The 18,873-nt window shown below is 38.2% G+C and carries 18 protein-coding genes; 6 read left to right on the forward strand and 12 right to left on the reverse strand.

The genetic code is table 11. The features are described 5' to 3' along the window. Positions 1-28 precede the first annotated feature (28 nt). The 3 genes from BLO34_RS10395 to BLO34_RS10405 form a co-directional block, all read right to left on the reverse strand. Positions 29-778 carry a hypothetical protein gene (locus BLO34_RS10395; protein ID WP_090755097.1) on the reverse strand — a complete coding sequence of 250 codons (750 nt, stop codon included), beginning with the start codon at positions 776-778 and terminating at the stop codon, positions 29-31. Positions 779-859: 81 nt separating this feature from the next. Beyond that, positions 860-3,541 carry an AsmA-like C-terminal region-containing protein gene (locus BLO34_RS10400; RefSeq protein ID WP_090755099.1) on the reverse strand — a complete coding sequence of 894 codons (2,682 nt, stop codon included), beginning with the start codon at positions 3,539-3,541 and terminating at the stop codon, positions 860-862. A 14-nt stretch (positions 3,542-3,555) separates the two neighbouring features. Then, positions 3,556-4,254, reverse strand: coding sequence for a queuosine precursor transporter (locus BLO34_RS10405; RefSeq protein ID WP_090755101.1), 699 nt, complete (start codon positions 4,252-4,254; stop codon positions 3,556-3,558). Positions 4,255-4,317: 63 nt separating this feature from the next. Here BLO34_RS10405 and folK point away from each other — a divergent pair, with 63 nt between their 5' ends. Beyond that, positions 4,318-5,526, forward strand: a complete 1,209-nt coding sequence (folK, locus tag BLO34_RS10410) for a 2-amino-4-hydroxy-6-hydroxymethyldihydropteridine diphosphokinase (RefSeq protein ID WP_090755103.1) — start codon at positions 4,318-4,320, stop codon at positions 5,524-5,526. Here folK and BLO34_RS10415 read toward each other — a convergent pair. Both BLO34_RS10415 and BLO34_RS10420 read right to left on the reverse strand, forming a co-directional pair. Continuing rightward, the gene (locus BLO34_RS10415; protein WP_172823969.1) at positions 5,510-6,055 is read right to left on the reverse strand and encodes an RNA methyltransferase; all 546 of its coding nucleotides are present in this window, start codon (positions 6,053-6,055) and stop codon (positions 5,510-5,512) included. The two genes, folK and BLO34_RS10415, sit on opposite strands and share 17 nt — an antisense overlap. Before the next feature lie 11 nt (positions 6,056-6,066). After that, positions 6,067-7,068 (reverse strand): type IX secretion system membrane protein PorP/SprF, encoded by a 1,002-nt coding sequence (locus tag BLO34_RS10420; protein WP_090755105.1) that lies wholly within the window; start codon positions 7,066-7,068, stop codon positions 6,067-6,069. A 234-nt stretch (positions 7,069-7,302) separates the two neighbouring features. On the opposite strand from BLO34_RS10420, the gene BLO34_RS10425 reads away from it, so the two are divergent. The 5 genes from BLO34_RS10425 to BLO34_RS10445 all read left to right on the forward strand — a co-directional run bounded on the left by BLO34_RS10425 (position 7,303) and on the right by BLO34_RS10445 (position 10,952). Beyond that, positions 7,303-8,211, forward strand: coding sequence for a NifU family protein (locus BLO34_RS10425; RefSeq protein WP_090755107.1), 909 nt, complete (start codon positions 7,303-7,305; stop codon positions 8,209-8,211). A gap of 61 nt (positions 8,212-8,272) precedes the next feature. Next, the gene (locus BLO34_RS10430) at positions 8,273-9,028 is read left to right on the forward strand and encodes a hypothetical protein (RefSeq protein WP_090755108.1); all 756 of its coding nucleotides are present in this window, start codon (positions 8,273-8,275) and stop codon (positions 9,026-9,028) included. Positions 9,029-9,113: 85 nt separating this feature from the next. Continuing rightward, a complete protein-coding gene (locus BLO34_RS10435) occupies positions 9,114-9,842 on the forward strand; it encodes a hypothetical protein (RefSeq protein ID WP_090755110.1) in 729 nt (242 codons plus the stop codon). A 120-nt stretch (positions 9,843-9,962) separates the two neighbouring features. Next, positions 9,963-10,163, forward strand: a complete 201-nt coding sequence (locus BLO34_RS10440; protein WP_090755113.1) for a dodecin family protein — start codon at positions 9,963-9,965, stop codon at positions 10,161-10,163. A 60-nt stretch (positions 10,164-10,223) separates the two neighbouring features. Continuing rightward, a complete protein-coding gene (locus tag BLO34_RS10445; protein ID WP_157686766.1) occupies positions 10,224-10,952 on the forward strand; it encodes a hypothetical protein in 729 nt (242 codons plus the stop codon). Position 10,953: 1 nt separating this feature from the next. Here the strand turns inward: BLO34_RS10445 and tsaB are convergent, their stop codons facing one another. The 7 genes from tsaB to BLO34_RS10480 are packed head-to-tail and all read right to left on the reverse strand — an operon-like array spanning position 10,954 to position 18,830. Beyond that, the gene (gene tsaB, locus BLO34_RS10450; protein WP_090755116.1) at positions 10,954-11,640 is read right to left on the reverse strand and encodes a tRNA (adenosine(37)-N6)-threonylcarbamoyltransferase complex dimerization subunit type 1 TsaB; all 687 of its coding nucleotides are present in this window, start codon (positions 11,638-11,640) and stop codon (positions 10,954-10,956) included. A gap of 7 nt (positions 11,641-11,647) precedes the next feature. After that, positions 11,648-12,925 (reverse strand): efflux RND transporter periplasmic adaptor subunit, encoded by a 1,278-nt coding sequence (locus tag BLO34_RS10455; RefSeq protein ID WP_090755119.1) that lies wholly within the window; start codon positions 12,923-12,925, stop codon positions 11,648-11,650. A gap of 2 nt (positions 12,926-12,927) precedes the next feature. Then, complete coding sequence (locus tag BLO34_RS10460; RefSeq protein ID WP_090755121.1) at positions 12,928-14,376, reverse strand: TolC family protein; 1,449 nt, start codon at positions 14,374-14,376, stop codon at positions 12,928-12,930. A gap of 53 nt (positions 14,377-14,429) precedes the next feature. After that, positions 14,430-15,599, reverse strand: a complete 1,170-nt coding sequence (locus tag BLO34_RS10465; protein WP_090755123.1) for an efflux RND transporter periplasmic adaptor subunit — start codon at positions 15,597-15,599, stop codon at positions 14,430-14,432. Between the two features lie 28 nt (positions 15,600-15,627). After that, positions 15,628-16,887, reverse strand: a complete 1,260-nt coding sequence (locus tag BLO34_RS10470; RefSeq protein ID WP_090755125.1) for an ABC transporter permease — start codon at positions 16,885-16,887, stop codon at positions 15,628-15,630. Between the two features lies 1 nt (position 16,888). Next, entirely contained in the window at positions 16,889-18,136 is a 1,248-nt protein-coding gene (locus tag BLO34_RS10475; protein WP_090755127.1) for an ABC transporter permease, read from the reverse strand. Continuing rightward, the gene (locus BLO34_RS10480; RefSeq protein ID WP_090755129.1) at positions 18,129-18,830 is read right to left on the reverse strand and encodes an ABC transporter ATP-binding protein; all 702 of its coding nucleotides are present in this window, start codon (positions 18,828-18,830) and stop codon (positions 18,129-18,131) included. Before BLO34_RS10480 ends, BLO34_RS10475 begins: the two co-directional genes overlap by 8 nt. Positions 18,831-18,873 lie beyond the last annotated feature (43 nt).

Here is an 18,873-nt window from a genome sequence, read left to right on the forward strand (position 1 = left end):
GTGGATTAAATGTAAGGTTAATTGGTTTCTAGTAGTAACTATATGTCATCGTTTCACTTCCATCTGTTCTAGATGTTGCATACCCATCACTATCGTAAGTATAGGCGAAATTACTAGTTGAAACGTTATTATTATTAGAAGGATTTCTTGAAACTTCGGAAGTAATATTATTTTGAAATGATTTGAAATCATCTATCAAAACGATGTTTGGTTCAAAATTATTCAACGGGTTTTTCTTGTCATCATATGAATATGTTACTACTACGTCAGAATTAGAATTATTGACATTATTGATGGTTTGAGCAGTAAGATTTTGATTAGCGTTATATTCCAAGAGAATTCTCCTTGAAAAAGATGTTTCATTGAATCCAAAATATCTTATTTCGCCAACGACACCGTTAGAAAATTCATATTCATATTTTTCATCTAGAGTGGTATTATTAAAGTAATCCTCTCTGCCAACCAGCTCTCCATTCTCATAAATAAACCTTTCAACGGTACCGTTTGAAACACCATTTATATCTTGAAACTCGGCACGATCAATATTACCATTCTGATAAAAAAACTGCTTGATAAAATCATCACCCGTACCAGAGCTTTGAATTCGGTCAATTGTTTTATCTAAATTATAGAAAAAAGTTAGAGAATAGCTAGAGCTTCCAGAAAATGAGATTGTTCTCAGTAATTTATCAGATTGTGGTACAACTTGGTCACCATCATCAGATGTACAGGATAAAATCAGAATAGGTATTGATAGAAAAGCAATCAGTTTTTTCATAGCAGAGGAATTATGGATTTTAAAAGCAAAAGAAGTGCAAAATAACTCTCAAGTCTCAAAAAACATTGATGACATGATTAATTATGACCTAGTCGTGTCCTTCTTTTTCTTTAATAATCCATTCAAAAGATTTCTTGCGGTTTCTTTAGCTTGATCTTTAACTACTGGCTTTGTAACAGAATCAGCTGGTTTTTTAATCGCTGTAGTATCCGTAGTTGTTGGTTTTTTACCAGACAATACATCCTTAATTCCAATAAGTGGGTTTTTACCTGAGGTAATGTCGTTGATCGCTCCACCTAGGGCATCTTCACCACGATCTTTTAGTTTCTGCTTTTGAATCTCAACGATTTGATTGGTAAGGTTTGTCACTGCAGATTCCAAGTTTACCTGAACATTAGGCGCCGCAAAGGATCCTGAAAAACGTACAGGAACCGGCACAGTCAAATTTGCTATCTCACTATCTTGAAGTTTTGACAGCAACGCAGCACCTTCTTTACCTAGATATCTAGCAGGAACTTTTAAGTCCATGGTGTAATCCATTTCGTTAGTTAAACTGTGTCGTCCACTAGCAGTTACCACAATATCCTTAATCTTAAAGTCAAATGGACTGACTTGAACTGCCCCATCTTGGAATTTGAGTTTGGTTTTGAGATCACTTAGATCAATATCCTTCAAGCTTATGAAACTCAACTTTTCATCGAGCTTAGCCAGCAATGGTGCTGCATTTGGTGATATTTCCTTAGTCAACAATTCAGCTAGAGCGTCACCGTTGATAGAAGTCAATATAGGCGACAGGTCATCAGTTAAATTTCCTTTGATGTCGATGTTGGTATTGATCTTTCCTTGTAGTGCCTGAATGATAGGCACGTATTGCTGGAACATTTCAAAACCTTGGAAAGATTGTGCAATATCAAGATTTGCCATATTTAGATTCATGTTGAATTGTGGCGTGGCTCCTTTGGTACTTACTGATCCAGAGACTCCAATGGCACCTCCAAAAATGTCCGTACTCGTATTGTTCAACGTCAACGTCTCATCGCGTACCAACGCTATTCCTTTTACATTCTTAAGTGTAAGGCCATCGTAACGAACCTGTCCTAAATTGAAATCCAATTGCGCATCAAGAAAAGCCGGGATTTTTACAGCCTCGCTGGTAGAAGCTGTTGAAGTCTGATTGGAACTCGCCACTTCAGTAGTTTCTTCCATGAAATCTGCTACATCAAAGTTATTGGATCTCAAATTGAAATTTCCTTTGAGACCTTGGTCTTGCAATAAGAAACCTATCAAGTTATTGATGGTTCCTGTGGCGTTGATATCAGTATTTCCAGTAATCGCATCAAAAGCATTAAGCTTTATGGTTGAAGTATTCAAATCAAGGTCTGCACGATTGATTAAAAACGGATTCTCAAAAGCGGTTCCTATATATTTGAAGTCAGTTAGTGACGCGGTTCCATTAGTTCTAACGCGCTCATAACGTTCTTTTTCTATGCTTTCCATATCAAATTGAGCTGCCATGTCCAGTGCCAGTCTACCATCTAGATCCATATCTTCTGGTAATGGAAAGGATTGTGATAGATTACCTAGATCAAGATTTCCTTTGGCATTCAAGTCGATATTCATATTTGAAGTCAACTGTGTGATCATCGCATTTCCCTGCAGGCGATCCTTACCTATATTGAAAGAAGTGTTGGCAATATTTAAGTAGGTATCATCAACCTTTCCCGTAGTATTGATAAGCTGTGCATCGATATATATGTTGGTTACTTTCTGTGGCAAATCTGGATACTGGAAGGAAGCATTATCTGACTTCACTTTGATGTCCAGCATTGGGATCAACTCATCAGTGACCTGACCTTTTATCATTCCATCAACGGTGAAATCACCTGTTGTTGTGATGCCGTCAAGATTAGATCTGTAGGTTTCTGGAATTATCGCAAAGAAATTTTTGAAGTCTGACGATGGCGCATTAAAAGTTAAGTCTACGATGGTTGATTCTTCCTCTAAGTCAATAAATCCTTGAAGCTCCAACTCAAGATCGTTAACAAGCGCCTTGTTATCCTTAAGCGTGTATTTTTGATTGTCCAGATCCATGAGGATATCAGCATCCAGTTGCACTCTTTGACCGGACAAGTACTCGATATCGTCCAGGCTGTAAATTACTAATGCAGATGTCTCTGTATCTAGCGTGCTGTTTTCTAATGAAAAATCACCGTTACCGCTGTGTTGCAAGTCGGTTAGAATGAGTCTGTTTTTGGTACTCACATCTTCGTATGAAAGTTCAGAATCTGTGATTTCGTAATGTTTGATATCAATAGTAAAGCCTGCTGTCGTGGTGTCTTGAGGTTGTTGTGAGTCAGCTTTCGCGGAAGCGATATCCCAATTTGCCTTTTCCTCTTCATTGACTTTTAACCTCATAACGGCCTCGTTAACAATAAGCTCGTTGATGCGTATGGGCTCGTCTGCCTTGTTGAATACGTCAAACAATGGCATGTCCAGATAGGTTTGCTGCGCAAAAAACAAAGTGTCACCAGCAAATGGTTCCTTATTAATAATGGACAGATCCTCAATGTTCAACCGCGCGTCTGGAAATGCTTTTATAAAGCTCAAATCCACATCGCCAAATTCAATCTGCGCATCCATGGAAGCATTGAGCTTGTCCTTTACGGCCTGCGCAATCTGGTCTTGAAACAAAAAAGGTGCAGCGATTACAGCTATGATTAGCACTATAATCACGATTCCTAATATTTTAAAAAACTTCTTCATATCCCTATAATGTATTAATCAATTTTAATTTCCTCTGCGGGTTGCAGATGGAACAATTTTCTAAAAATATAAACACCAGCATAGAGCAATGGTGTATCAAATAAGGCAACCAGCACTTTAAAGAAAAAACCAGCACCTAATAACGGCCAGAATTTATCCCAAGGTAGTATGCCAGCGTAACATAGCAATAATAGTACCGCCATCGTATCTACAAACTGTGAGAAAAAAGTACTGAGGTTGTTACGCAACCAGAGCATTTTACCTTTAGTAACGCGTTTCCAAAAATGGTAGATCTGGATATCGACAAATTGTGCAAACAGATAAGCCAGCATGCTGGAAATTACCGCCAGCGTTGTCGCACCAAAAACCCTATTGAAAACACCATCCTGTATCGCGCTTTCTGGAATCGCTGGTGCCATGTCTGCCACATAAATAATTCCTAAACTAAAAACCGATGCAAAAATTCCAGCCAGTACCAGGTCGTTTGCCTTGCGCCTACCATAGATCTCACTGACTAAATCTGTAATCAAAAAAGTGATGGGATAAGGCAGCAAACCAACTGATATCTCAAACCTGAACCACCCAAACGGGTTCCAAAAAAAGAACTTCTGGAAAATCAAGTTAGAAACTACCAAAGAACAAATAAATAGACTCGCCAGCACTAAATAAATACGGTGCGCCAGTCGTAAATCCTTGCCTGTGAGCTGTTTCATATAGATGCAAAAGTACCAAAGCAGTTCCCCATTATTCCTTAATTTGCTGCAAAAGTAATAACCATCACGCTACACCATAATCATAAGATTTTCATTGCTTTAGGAAGTAATCTGGGCGACAGGTTTGAGAACCTTTGCACGGCGGTTGACTATATTGAGCAACAACTTGGGCTCATCATAAAGGTCGCGCCAGTCTATGAGGTTCCTGCGATGGGTTTTGACGGTGATGATTTTTTGAATAGTTGTATTCTGGTTCACACGGCTAAAACTCCAACCGAATCCCTAGAGATCCTTCAAGGCATTGAACAATCCATGGGCCGGCAGCCAAAAACTGGAAAAGACTATGAAAATAGGGTGATCGACCTAGATATATTGCTGTTTGATGACTTGATCCTTAATGAGGATCGATTGATAATACCGCATCCGCACATGGTCGATCGCGATTTTGTTATGAAGCCGTTAAGCGTTATTGCCGCTGATGTTGAGCATCCAGTTTTGAAGAAATCCATTGCGTCGCTTGGCTTTTCAAAGGAGCTGGAACATGTGGTTGAGGAAAGTGGAATATCGCTTTCGCGAAAGGTAACTTCAGAAGAGGCCATTGTAGAATCCGAAGAGAGTTTAAATAGCAACCTACTTGCGCTGAACAGATTTCCTATTGATAAACTTAACTTCATAGCGATTGAAGGGAATATAGGTTCTGGTAAAACCAGTCTGGCACATAAAATAAGCGAGGATTTTAAAGGGAAATGTGTTTTGGAACGTTTTGCTGACAATCCGTTTTTGCCGCTGTTCTATGAAGATAAGGAGCGTTACAGCTTCCCGCTAGAGATGTCTTTTCTTGCAGATCGCTACCAGCAACTAAGCGATGATGTGGCGCAACACGATCTATTTGCCAACTTCACAGTAGCCGATTATTACGTGATAAAGTCCTTGATATTTAGCAAGATCACTTTACAAGCGGAAGAGTACGCGCTCTACAAGCGACTTTTCAATATGATGTATAAAGAACTTGTCAAACCAGATCTTTACGTTTACCTATATCAAACTGAAAAGCGACTGCTTGAAAACATCAAAACACGTGGACGCGACTATGAACAAAATATTGAGGCGAGTTATTTGGCTCAAATTCAGCAAGGCTATTCAGACTTTATAAGATCACAGAAAGATCTCAAAATTAAAGTCATCGACGTGACTGATCTGGACTTTGTGAATAATCAGGCAGATTATATTAAGGTGTTAGAGCAGATTAGTGCTGCTATCGCAACGGACTGATCTTATTGAAGATATCATAGATTACAATCCCTGCACAAACGGCAATATTCAAGCTATGCTTGGTGCCGAATTGGTCCAACTCAATTACTTCTTTACAAACATCTACCACTTCCTGCTGTACGCCTTTGACCTCATTACCTAGAACAATAGCTACTTTTTCATTTTTTGAAGGTGAGAAATGAAAGAGATTTTGGGAGCGCTCTGCTTGCTCGATGGCGCATGTCGTGTAACCATTCTGATTTAGTTTATGGACCACATCAATAGTTTCTTCCGCATATTCCCATGCGACAGATTCTGTAGCACCTAGCGCGGTTTTGCGTATCTCACGATGTGGTGGTTGCGCTGTTATACCGCATAAGTAGATTTTCTCAACACGATAGGCATCTGCACTGCGAAAAACGCTACCCACATTATTCAAACTACGGACATTGTCTAGAACGATGATGAGTGGTGTTTTTTCGCTTTCGCGAAAGCGGTCTGGTGACAATCTATCCAGCTCGTCGTTCAGAAGTTTTCTGGTTTCAGACAAAATGATACGTCTTATAGATTGACAGCAGGACAGTTACAACTCCAGCGATCCTTAGTACATAAGAAATCGATCCCAAGAGTGATCTGGTGGAAACCACCACTGGCAAATTGCACATCACCGAATTGCTGGCTGTAGGTATATCCAACGGTGAAACTGTCAAACTTGGCTCCAATAAATGGTGACAACAAAGAAAGGTTTTGTTGCTGGATATCAGTTCCATCCTGAAATTCTGCACCTTCAAAACTTTGACGGTAAGAAAGACCCATGTAAAGCGTGGTTCCTTCATTCAGGTCATAAAATGCTTTTGCATTAAGGTCTACGAATTGCTCCTTAGTACGGTCTGTACGCTGGTACAATACAGATGGCTCAAACTGCCAGTCAGACTTGCGCGGCGCGATTAGGTAACCAGCGTTCACAACGTAGCGCAGCTGATTTGTACTTTCAAAACCTTCAGAGTAGATCTCGCGGTTTTGGAAAATAGGGTTCTTCAATGTAGCATGGATAAAGAAGTCTTTGTATAAGTAAGACATTCCAAAATCAATATTGAAGTAAGAGTCACTGACTAAAACACCTGTGATGATCGGGTCAAAATTTGTTCGATCAAAATTAGTTTCATCAAGTCTACTCTGCACCAGACCGACATTTGCTCCAAAGGAAAGTCTGTTCAAATCTTCATAGCCACCACCTACTTGCAAGTGGTACGCATACGATAAGTAAGCGCCAGTCTGTGAGTGGTAACCATTCTTGTCGTTAAATACAATTGCACCTATACCACTATTCTGACCTATGGCAGTATTGAAACTAAGCGTCTGTAAGTTGGGAGCATCTTCCTGATCAAACCACTGTTGTCTTGCTGTAGCTCTTACCTTACCGCAATTTGCGGCACCTGCCATGGATGGATGTAATAGATATAAATTATCCATCAAGTAATCCTGATATACGGGAATACCTTCCTGAGCGGCGCTCAAGTTGAAAAAACAGACGAAAGAAAGGAAAAATAAAAAATGCTTCATCAAGTAGATTCTGTAGAAATAACGTCACCTAATTGTAATTGTTTCATTTCAACCATCACATTTAGGACTCTATTTCTATTGGTTCAAATATATCATATAATGAGAACAAAACTGCATCAGGTACGATCACCCTTGACGATTGTATTTGACCATTGAGCCATAAATGAATGCATTTGTAATTAACCCTTTTTGACAACAGATGCCACTATCTTTGTAAACAGTAAAAATTAAGCTATGAGTACACATACCATTAAAGTTGTTTCCACCTCAAATGAATCCATTGTTAAATTTGAAAGCAATCAGTTTCTTGTAAAGAACCACAGCTACGAGTTTAAAAATATCGATGAGGCAAAGCCATCGCCGCTGGCACAGCAGTTATTTTATCTGCCGTTTGTGAAAACCGTATATATAGCTCAGAATTTTATCGCGATTGAACGCTACGATATAGTTGAGTGGAGCGATGTTCAGGATGAAGTGGCGCAACAAATAGAGCAATATCTCAATGGTGACAAACCATTGCTACCTGAAGAAGGTGAAGTCAAAAAGGTTCCGGTAACTGTTTACGCAGAGGCAACGCCAAATCCTTCGGTTATGAAATATGTGGCCAACAAAAAATTAACGGTAACTACTCAAGAGTTCAAAACGATTGAGGATACTGAATCTGGTTCGCTTTCGCGAAAGCTGTACTCCTTTCCTTTTATTAAGGAATTATTTGTCGATGAGAACTACATTTCCGTCACAAAACATGATATCGTGGAATGGCCTGAAATTACCAATGAGATTAGATCATTCATTAAAGAATCCATTGAAAACGGAAGTGAAGTAGGTGTTTCAAAATATAGTGCAGGAACATCTAAAGAAAAAGGTGAGGAAATGAGTTTGCCTAAATTTGAAAACTTAAGCGAGGTTTCCAAAAAGATCGTTGAGATTCTTGATGAATATATCAGACCAGCAGTAGCCAGCGATGGCGGTAATATTGCTTTTGAAAGCTACAATGAGGAATCACAGGAAGTGAATGTGATATTACAAGGTGCCTGTAGCGGTTGCCCTAGTTCTACAATGACTTTAAAAAACGGTATTGAGACCATGCTTAAAGAGATGATTCCCGGTAAGATAGAGCGAGTGATTGCTGTTAATGGGTAGTTAAATGAACTTGCCTTGGCATGATTTATGTTTAATATTCCTATATAAAATTCGAGATATTATGAAAACAAAGATCATACTTTTAACTAGTGTAGCAATTTTAGGTTCTTTGATACTTCATGCGCAAACAGCGTCAGGTGCAACGACTGGTTTTAGTCAAGGTATAAGTTCCAATGGGGTTCAAGTAGATTTACAAACATTTCAAAATTCACAGTTGACTTCTAAAGATGCCACCGAACCTGTAGGTGTTGATGGAACTCCTTTCCTTTTTGAAACTTACATGCCTGCAGAAATTTATTTCCTCAATTCTGATCAGGAGCCAATAAGGTATAATTTGAATTATAATATTTATGCTGACTTGATGAAAATGTCAGATAGCAACGAGGATACTGGCGAAGTCAAGGCACTTCCTAAAGGAGCAAATTATGAAGTGGTAATGGGCAACAAAAACTTTAGATATATGAGCTTTGAAGCTGATGGCGAAGTTTTTAATAATTATGTAGAAATTTTAGACGTTTATGAAAATGGCGATGCCTTAGTTTTACGCCGTTCCCAAGAGATTCAACAAGCTCAATCTTCAGGTTCTACTTATTCAACGCCTAAAAATGCTCGGTTGAAATCAAATGATGTCTTTTATTATATTGACAGGGATGGCTATGCTTTTGAAATGGAAAATCACAAAAGAAAAGTGATGGATGAAATGTCTGGGGCTGCAGAGAAAAAAGTTAAGAATTACATCAAGGAAAATAATATACGCTTTGATGATGATTTACGAGGGTTGAAAGGTGTTGCTAAATATTATAGCAGTATCAAATAAGTATTGCTCATCGATATTATTTTATTGTAATAAATATTAACCAGAGGCGGATCATTTGAGGTTCTTTCCATTAAAATAAACAATTATGAAAAATCTATTAAGTTTAAGTTTTTTGATCCTTTTCGCGAGTTCTCATGAATTAATTGCCCAAGTTTTTACTAAAGGTCAATTTCCCGCTGGCTCAAGAACAAACACCATCTGGCACTCGGGAAACAATTTAGGGAATTCAAACTCAACCTTAAAAGAAATTACAGAGCCAGAAAATATTAATGGTTCTCCTTTTCTTTTTCAAGAAGCTATCAAAGCGCAACTTATATTTAACGATCCTGAAGAAGATGCGATAGAGCTCAATCTCAATTATAATGCTTTTGCAGATTTTATGAAGATTGTAGATGATACGAAAGCAAATAATGCGGAAATTGAATTACTGCCAAGAGCATGGAATTTTGATGTGTTAATGGATGGTAAAAGATTCAGATACATAAATTTTACTCATAATAAAGAAGAGATCAATTCTTACGTTGAAATATTAGAATCTTTTGAAAATAATAGTTTCTTAGCCTTAAGGAGATCAAAAGAAGTTAGCAATCCTAGTTCAAGTCGAAAAAGTTATACCGATGTCAATAACTTTTACCTTATTAATGCAAATGGTATAGCTATAAAACTAGAAAACGATGACAAACGAATTCTGAATGATATACCTCAAGATAAAAAGTCAATTCTTTCATCTTTCATTTCAGATAAGAATGTTGAATTTGATGATACTTATCGAGGAGTGAAAGGAGTCGCTAGATATTACGCAAGTTTGGACTAATTATTTTCTATTAAATAAAAAACCTGCCTAAGGCAGGTTTTTTTGTAACTTACTGTTAATCATTGCTTATCTAAGTTTAATTACTTTATCTTAAAGTATAATAATCAAAAATAAAATATCATGGCAGTTTTAAAGGTAATAGAAGTATTAGCAAATAGCGAAAAAAGCTGGGAAGATGCAGCACAAAAAGCGGTATCTCATGCAGCAAAAAGCGTAAAGAATATTAAGTCTGTATACATTAATGAGCAAAGCGCGCATGTGAAGGACGATAAGATAACAGATTACAGAGTTAACGTAAAAATTACCTTTGAAGTAAACTAAGAATTATAACTTCATATTATAAAATAGTACTCTAAATTTATTACTATAAAATAATACGATATGAAAAACATCGAAATCAAAAACATCCTAATATTTACAATGTTGGTATTGTTTTGTCAATCCCAAATTTGCACCGCACAACTATCAACTCCAATGAATGGCGGTTGGGCGAGCAATATGCATTGGTCAAAAGAGCCTTTGTTGATTCACATTATTGATCCACAAGATATTAAAGGTAATCCGTATCTCTATAAAGACTTTCAGAAAGCAATTGTAGTTGAGGGAAGTTCAATGAAAGAAAAAGAATACTCTCTCAATTATAATTTACTCACAGACTTGATGATTTTAGAGTACAATGATGTAAATGATATAAAGTATTTAGAACGCTCTGCGCGATATGATATATTAATCGATGGTCGTAGATTTAGATGGATTGAATTTGAGCATGAGAAAGATAAAATAGAGTCCTATGCAGAGATTTTAGAATCCTATCAAAATGATTCATTTTTGGTGCGATTGCATAAAATTAAGGTTTTGAAACCTGGTGCTTACAATGCTAACCGGTTTTCAACATTCAATCAGTATTATTTAATTTATAAAAATGGGAGTTCAATTGAATTAAAAAACAATAAAAAAGAAATAACTGGTGTCATGTCTGAAGAATTTTCAGATGAGGTTAAAGATTATATAGATACTAAAAATATAAAATTTGAAAACGATCTTAGAGGTCTCAAAGGAGTTGCGAGGTATTACACTGGACTGACTGACGTAAATTACCTCAACGAATGATCTAATTAGATTTAAACTCTTTCAAATAATAAGGTTCAAAATAGGCGATGTCATTAACGACATCGCTTTTTTTATAGGCTTGAATAGCTAGGTCGCACATCGTTAAAGCACTTGGCAAACAGTCTATATATATGTTGGTATGATCCTCGTTGAGTTCTTGGAACTTATTAGCACCGGAGCCAATAACAGTTACATTTCCTGCGCTTAGAAGCTCATCAAAGCTTTCTTCTTCCAAAATTTTAGCAGAGGTATCTACTGTCTTTTCCTGATTTTGAAACACGGCGGTATAAACTTCCATCCTACGAGCATCGATCATAGGAATAATTGTATTTGTTGGTTTTGGGACTTGCAAAGTAAGAGACTGCAAAGTATCTATAGCAATCAATGGTATGTCTAATGCAAAACACAATCCTTTAGCACTAGCAACTCCTATCCGTAATCCTGTATAAGAACCTGGACCTTTACTAATCGCTACGGCATTAAGATCTTTTGTGGTTAGTTGATTGCGTTCTAATATTTCTTCTATAAATACATGAAGACGCTCACCATGACCATAAGAGTCACTTTGATCCTCTTTGAGATCCAAACAATATTTGATGTTTAATGAGTTTTCAAAACCAGCTTCAAAAGCAGCAAGTGCTACTGAACAATTAGTAGAAGTGGTTTCCAGACAAAGAATGATAGCCATTTAAGATTTATTCAGTCTCTGTAGGTTTTACGGTATCAGTTGTAGTTTTACTGTTAACCGTTTTGCCGCTTTTGAGCACATCAGTTACGGTGCGATATGGACCCGTGATAACTGTTTCTCCAGATTTTAATCCTGAAGTAATCACGATATTCTTGTCATCCTGAATTCCCGTTTTTACAACTTTTAATTGTGCTTTTCCGTTTTTTTCTACGAACACACATTCAAATTTTTCTGCATTAGCAGAAACCTCAGTCTTTTTGAAAGAACTGGTGGTATCGGTTTTTACTACAATGGCACTAATTGGAACAGCGATAGCATCCTTTCTTTCTTTGGTAATAATATCTACTGTGGCGGTCATTCCTGGTTTGAAAGGGCTGTAGTTTTCTGGTTTACCTTCAAGTAAATCTTTATAAGAATCTGCGACAATTCTAACCTTTACTTTGAAATTCGTCACTTGATCTGCAGTTAAAGTTCCTGTCGCTGTGTTTGCAATTTCAGTTACTTGACCTTCAAATTCTTTTTTCAAATAAGCATCAACTTCTACAATAGCCTTATCGCCCACATTTATTTTAACAATATCGTTCTCATTAACGTCTACCTCAACTTCCATTTGAGATAGATCTGCTACTCGTAGCAACTCTGTACCTGCCATTTGCTGAGTCCCGACCACACGCTCTCCTAACTCTACCGCAAGAAGTGAAACTGTACCAGTCATAGGTGCATAAATACTTGTACGACCTAAATTATCGGCTGCTTCATTTACTGTAGCTGCTGCACTTTGCACATTAAAATAAGCAGATCTTTCTGATGCTTTGGCGTGATCAAAGTTTGCTAAAGCTGTGTCATATTCGGATTGCGATATCACGCCTTTCTTGAATAATTGTGAACTACGATCAAAATTGGCTTTTGCTTCGGTGAGGCTGGCTTGAGCCTGTGCATAATTCGATCTAGAATTAGATAAACCTGCTCGCGATCTATTCACGCTGGATTCTAAAAGATCTGGATTAATCATAACAAGCAATTGACCTTTCTCTACGGCTTCACCTTCCTTGACATTAAGTTCGATGATTTCTCCTGGAACTTCAGGAGAGATACTTACTTCTATCTCTGGTTTGATCTTACCGGTAGCGCTCACAGTCTCTGTGACGTCCATTTGCTCGACAATCATTGTCTCTACCTTAGTGCCTTCATCAGAAGACCCAATCACGCCCAAAAGGTTCAAGGCGACAAATCCAACGACCAGTACTCCAACAATAATAAGTGCTATGAGTAATTTTCTATTCATGTTTATAATTTTAATTCGCTAGGATCAATACCAAAATATAGTTCCAGAACCTTCAGTCTAAAGATGTAATCGTATTTAGCTTGATTCAAACTAATTACGGAATTGTCGTAACGCAACTTACTCTGACTAAAATCAAAAGCATTTATAAGTCCAACATCATAACGTTCCCTTGCGTATTCATAAGCAAGTTCCTGTGATTCTAAAGAGGTCTGTGCTGCTTCAAAGGCTCTTTTAGATCCTTGTACATCAACATATGCTTGATACACATTGCTTTCTAAATCTAATCTTGCCTGCTCTAATTGAAATTCAGCGCGATCAACATTGATCTTGTTACGCTCAATATTAGATCTCGTGCTGAAACCGTTGAGGATAGGGATGTTCAATTGTAGACCATAAGAAATACCATCATTTTGATATAATTGATCAAAAAATGGATCAGCACCAGTGATCACTGCCGTTGTGTTAGGAATCTCACTGATTACAGCTTGGCCAGTTTCCTGAACAACACCTATTTGTTCAATTCTCACTGGATCGTCTGGATCGACAATCTGGGAAAATGATGTAGCATCAGTATATCTCGTGTCGTAGCTAAAGAATGCAGATATAGTAGGATAATTAGCTGCCTTTGCGATCTGCAAATCTTTCTTTGCTAATTCTACGTCCTGTTCTGCAATGCGCACTTCACTACGAGTAGCTTCTGCTGCACCAATGATATCATTGACCGGTTTTTCTGCAATTTCCTCATCAATGACCTCAAATTCACTATCGACGATGTCAAAATTCTCGTAGTCCTTAATGAGCAGTAATTGTGCAAGACTAATCTTACTAATAGTCACCGCATTTTGAGCAAGAATAATTTGCTGCTGTTCTGATGCGTTGGTTGCCTGTATTTCCAATAAATCACCACGTGGCAATTGACCGCCATCTACTAGTTGTTGAGTACGATCAATTTGTTCTTTGGTAACAAGGTTTTGGGCAGTAAGGCTTTTTAGGTTTGCCTTATTATTCAATATTTCCAGATAATTATTTGCAACAAATAAAGAAATATCATCCTTCATCTTATCTAGTCTGTAGCGGCTGGCTAATTGCGACATTTTTGCACGCTGCAACTGCTTGACATTTCTCAACCCATCAAAAAGGGTATAACCTACATTGATACGTCCAGAAACTGATAGAAATGTAGTGGTCTGAGCATTATTGGTTACCGGGTTGAAACTCAATCCAGTATTTTCTGAAATGCTGGAGTTGGCATTCAAGCTAGGAATAAAATTTCCTACTGCGCTTAATTTTTCAACCTCAGCAGCGTCAATATCCAACTCACTTAACTTTACGGAGATATTGTTTTCAAGTGCATATTGGATGCATTCCTGTAGCGTCCATACTTGAGGTGTTTGCGCTTTCGCGAAAGCGAAACAACCAAAAACTGCTATGCATAAAAATAAATTCTTCATAATCTGATAATGTCTATAGGTAGCCGAATAATAGGAATTGTTACAAGGAAATTTTAACCGCCGTAATTTGCAGCAGCAATGGGAGCTTTAAGGGCATTCCACACCTTAACTCGATCTGTCTTATTGATACCATTTTTGACTTCTACAAATATTCCATTGCTCAAGCCTAACTCTATTTCACGACGCTCAAACTCCTGATCGCCAGTTTCTACTTCAACAAATGGTTTTTTAGTCTCTGGATCGTATTGCACCAATGCTTCCTTGATTGATAGCACATCTGTAACCTTATCGAGTATTATACTCGCATTTGCACTAAGTCCTGCACGTACGAAAGAAGTGTCCCCAGTATTTTTCAAGGTTCCTTTTATAGCAAACTGGATAGCGCCATTTTCTGCAATTCCCTTGGGAGCTATATAGTCAAGAATAGCATCGAACCTTTTGTTATCATAGGCTCCAACAGTAATCTCCAATGGCAAACCTTCTTTGATTTTTCCAACTTCAGATTCGTCAACGGTTCCCTCAAAGATCATCTTATTGACATCTGCAATAAGTGCGATGGCTGTTCCTTCATTGAAATTGTTAGCTTCTATAACCTGGTTTCCAACTTTCACTGGTACGTCAAGGACCATTCCTGCAACTGTAGCTCTTACATTGGTATTAGCATATTCTCCAAGACCTGCCGTGGTTCCTGTACGTATGATATCATAATTCTGACTGGCACCTCTTAAAGCTACTTGCTCCTGGCTATAACGCTGTCTAGCATTGTTATAGTTGTTTTGAGCTAAATCAAAATCATTTGCAGCAATCACACCTTTGTCAAAAAGTTCTTTTTGTCTGTTATATATCGCAGTCTGATTGTCAAAAGCCAGCTTTGCAGTCTCTACAGCATTACGTTGAGAAGCGATGCTGTTCTTGGCACTAGTTAGCGAACTAACATTTGGAACCACTTTTATATCTGCGATAAGGTCACCTGCCTCAACATATTCTCCAGCTTCTACATGTATCGTTTCTATAACTCCTGAAATGTTAGGTTTTATATTAACTTCCTCTTTAGGCACAATACTTCCTGTAGCGACAGTCTCTTTTACAATCGTGCGCTGCTCTGGCATCTCTGTAGAGTATTCTACTGGATCTTCCAGGTCTTTTACAACGATGTACCATATTCCAGCGATAACTGAGATCACGATAACGGACAGTAGTATGATGGTTCCTTTACGTTTCATTCTATATTTAGTTTAGTCTTCTATTATTTTATTCTGTTCTAAGTGCATCCACAGGCTTCATTTGCGTCGCTCTTGAAGCTGGAATAAATCCAGCCAATAAACCAGCAATTACTAAAATGAGCAATGCGATGAAAATCACGTTGATATTTACTGTTGGGTTTGCAAAATTCTCTACGGGACCACTACTATCGAGTATGGTATTCATGATCCATATCACTCCTGCAGAAAAAGCTATTCCTGCAAATCCAGCGGCTAGAGTCAATACGACGCTTTCTTGTAATATTTGTGCTTTGATATCCCAAGGCGTTGCACCTAAGGCTCTTCGTACTCCTATTTCGTTCGTTCTTTCCTTTACCACGATCAACATAATGTTGCTGATTCCAATACCACCAGAGATCAAGATCAATCCGCCAACAAAGAAGCCTACAAATGAAAGAATGTTGAACAGACCATTGACTTTGGCAAATTGTTCTGCAATATCATAATTACCTAAAGCGCGTTCATCATTGGGATGGACGCTGCGCTGTTCTTTTATAGTTGCGAGAATTTGTGGTTTGAGTTCTGTGATGCTATAGCCATCGTAAGCGGTTAACGCCATGAATCCTACGTTGTCACCAGAGTTGAATGATTTGGCAAACGTGGTAAAAGGTAAATAAATGGTATTGGCATCTTCTTCTGTGTCCCCAGAACTATTTGGGTTTTGGAATACTCCAACCACTTTGAAGTTCACACCATTAATGGAAATATAAGTGCCAATAGGATCTACACCGACATCGTACAATGTTTTTACAACGTCAACGCCTATTACCGCTGACTTTAAATTATTGTCAATATCTGAATAGCTAATAAACCTGCCCTTGATAATATCCATGGGCTGCTGGTTGATGAATTCTGGATAATCACCGCTTATTTCAAAGGCTCCTGTTTTTTCATTGCGTGTGACGTTGTTGGCACCACGATAACCGCCTAATCGAAATCTAGGGGAAACATATTTAAGTTGTGGAAATTTCTGTTTGAGGACATCTACATCACCTATCTTCAAATCAAAGCGGCGGCCTTTTTCAAAACCTTTATAAGGCATGGAGGTACTCTGTGCCCACATGAACATGGAATTAGTAGCAAAGTCACCAAAGTCTTTACTTACTCCAGTTTTCAAACCATTTGTCATGGCGAGTAGCAAAACCAAAATAAGGATACCCCAAAAAACACCAAACGCAGTCAAAAAGGTTCTAAACCTATTTGCGTTAAGCGCTTCTAATATTTCATTCCAACGATCTTTGCTAAACATATTATTCGTCTCTTAAGGCTTCGATGGGTTTTATGTTTGCCGCTCTACGCGCTGGAATATATCCAGCAATAGCTCCAGCAACAATTAAAAGTATCACGGTGGTTAGTGATGTTCTTAAATCTGCTTTAGGATATTTAAGAAAGTCAGTTTCCACTAGTGGACTTATAGCTTCCATGGCTAGGACACCGGCGAACAATCCTATAAACCCTGCGATCGCGGTGATGAAAATAGCTTCTTGAAGAATCATTCCAGTAATTTGTGAAGGTAGTGCTCCCAACGCCTTGCGGATTCCTATTTCCTTTGTTCTCTCTTTTACTATGATGAGCATAATATTACTTACTCCTACAATTCCAGCAATGATTGTTCCTATACCGATGAACCAAAAAACGGCTCTTATCGTATCGATAAGACCGTAAATTTTCTGCGCCTGTTCCAATGTATTATCGACTCGCACTGCAGCACGATCATCTGGCGCTACTGCAAATCTTGATCTCAAATCCTGATCGATCGCTTGTGACATGGCCATACTCAAATCAACAGCCTCGTCAAAGTTATCGCTCATCTTAACGGTGTATGCAATGCTTCTTATATCATCACCAGCGTTGAAAACCTGCTGCGCTGTACTTAACGGTATGAACAACCTAGATTCCTCACGATTACCGCCTGGATCTGTATAAACGCCTACAACCTGAAAGTTGATATTATTATTTAATAGAATGGTTTTATTGATAGGATTTTCATCCTTAAAAAGGTCAAGCTTCATCTGGTTACCTATCACGGCGACCTTTTTCTTCTCATCAATATCTGTCTGATTAAGAAAGCGACCTGAAACCATAGATTGGTTCTCTATAAATTGCTGATCTGCATTAGCGCCTTCAATACGGTAATTACCTTGTTGTTGCTGGTAATTTACTTGTCCGCCCCATGTAGAATAAGTCCCAGTTTTATATTCAATCTGCTCATCGTATTTCTGACTCAGATTATCATAATCACCGTTGCGCAATTGCAACCTGCGCCCTGGGTTGAGTCCGTTGTAGCTTTTGGTAGTGATTCCGGTTCGGATGGATATCCTATTGGTGGCATCACTTTCAAATTCTGACTTTACACCGTTCTCGATTCCGTTGGAGAAACCCATTAGGATCACTAGAATAAAAATTCCGAGAAATACAGAAAATGCAGTTAAAAACGTACGTAGTTTATTCTTACGAATGGTTTCAAAAATCTCTTGCCAGCTTTCTATATTAAACATGACTCATGGCTTTTACTTGATCCACCAGCGTATCATCGATAATACGACCATCTTTGAGATTGACAATACGTTTTGTCATTTGAGCAATATCTGGTTCGTGTGTAACGACCAGAATGGTACGGCCTTCATCGTTGATGCCTTGAATAAGGTCCATCACTTCATAAGAAGTTTTGGTATCCAGTGCACCTGTTGGCTCATCTGCCAGTAATACTTTTGGGTCACTGGCAAGCGCTCTTGCAATAGCTACACGCTGTTTTTGTCCACCAGATAGTTGATTAGGCAAGTGATCTGCCCAGTCTGCAAGTCCTACCTTTTCTAGATAGTGCATGGCGCGTTCTTCACGTTCCTTTCTGGGAAGTTTTTGATAATACAACGGTAAAGCCACATTATCAATGGCATTTTTGTAACTGATAAGATTGAACGACTGAAAAATAAATCCCAAGAACTTGTTGCGATACTTTGCAGCAATCTTTTCATTGAGGTTTTTGATGGGTGTGCCGTCTAGTGTATAGCTGCCTTCATCTGCCTCATCCAGCATTCCCAATATGTTGAGTAGCGTCGATTTTCCTGAACCTGAAGACCCCATGATAGAGACCAACTCACCTTCTTTTACATTAAAATTGATTCCCTTGAGAACGTGTAGCGAGTTGCTACCCGTTTTATATGACTTGTGTAGGTCTTTTATTTCAATCATGGATCAATTTTTCAGCGCACGAGAGTGCAGCTATATAGACTCC

It is taken from the genome of Nonlabens sp. Hel1_33_55 (assembly GCF_900101765.1).
Classification (GTDB): domain Bacteria; phylum Bacteroidota; class Bacteroidia; order Flavobacteriales; family Flavobacteriaceae; genus Nonlabens.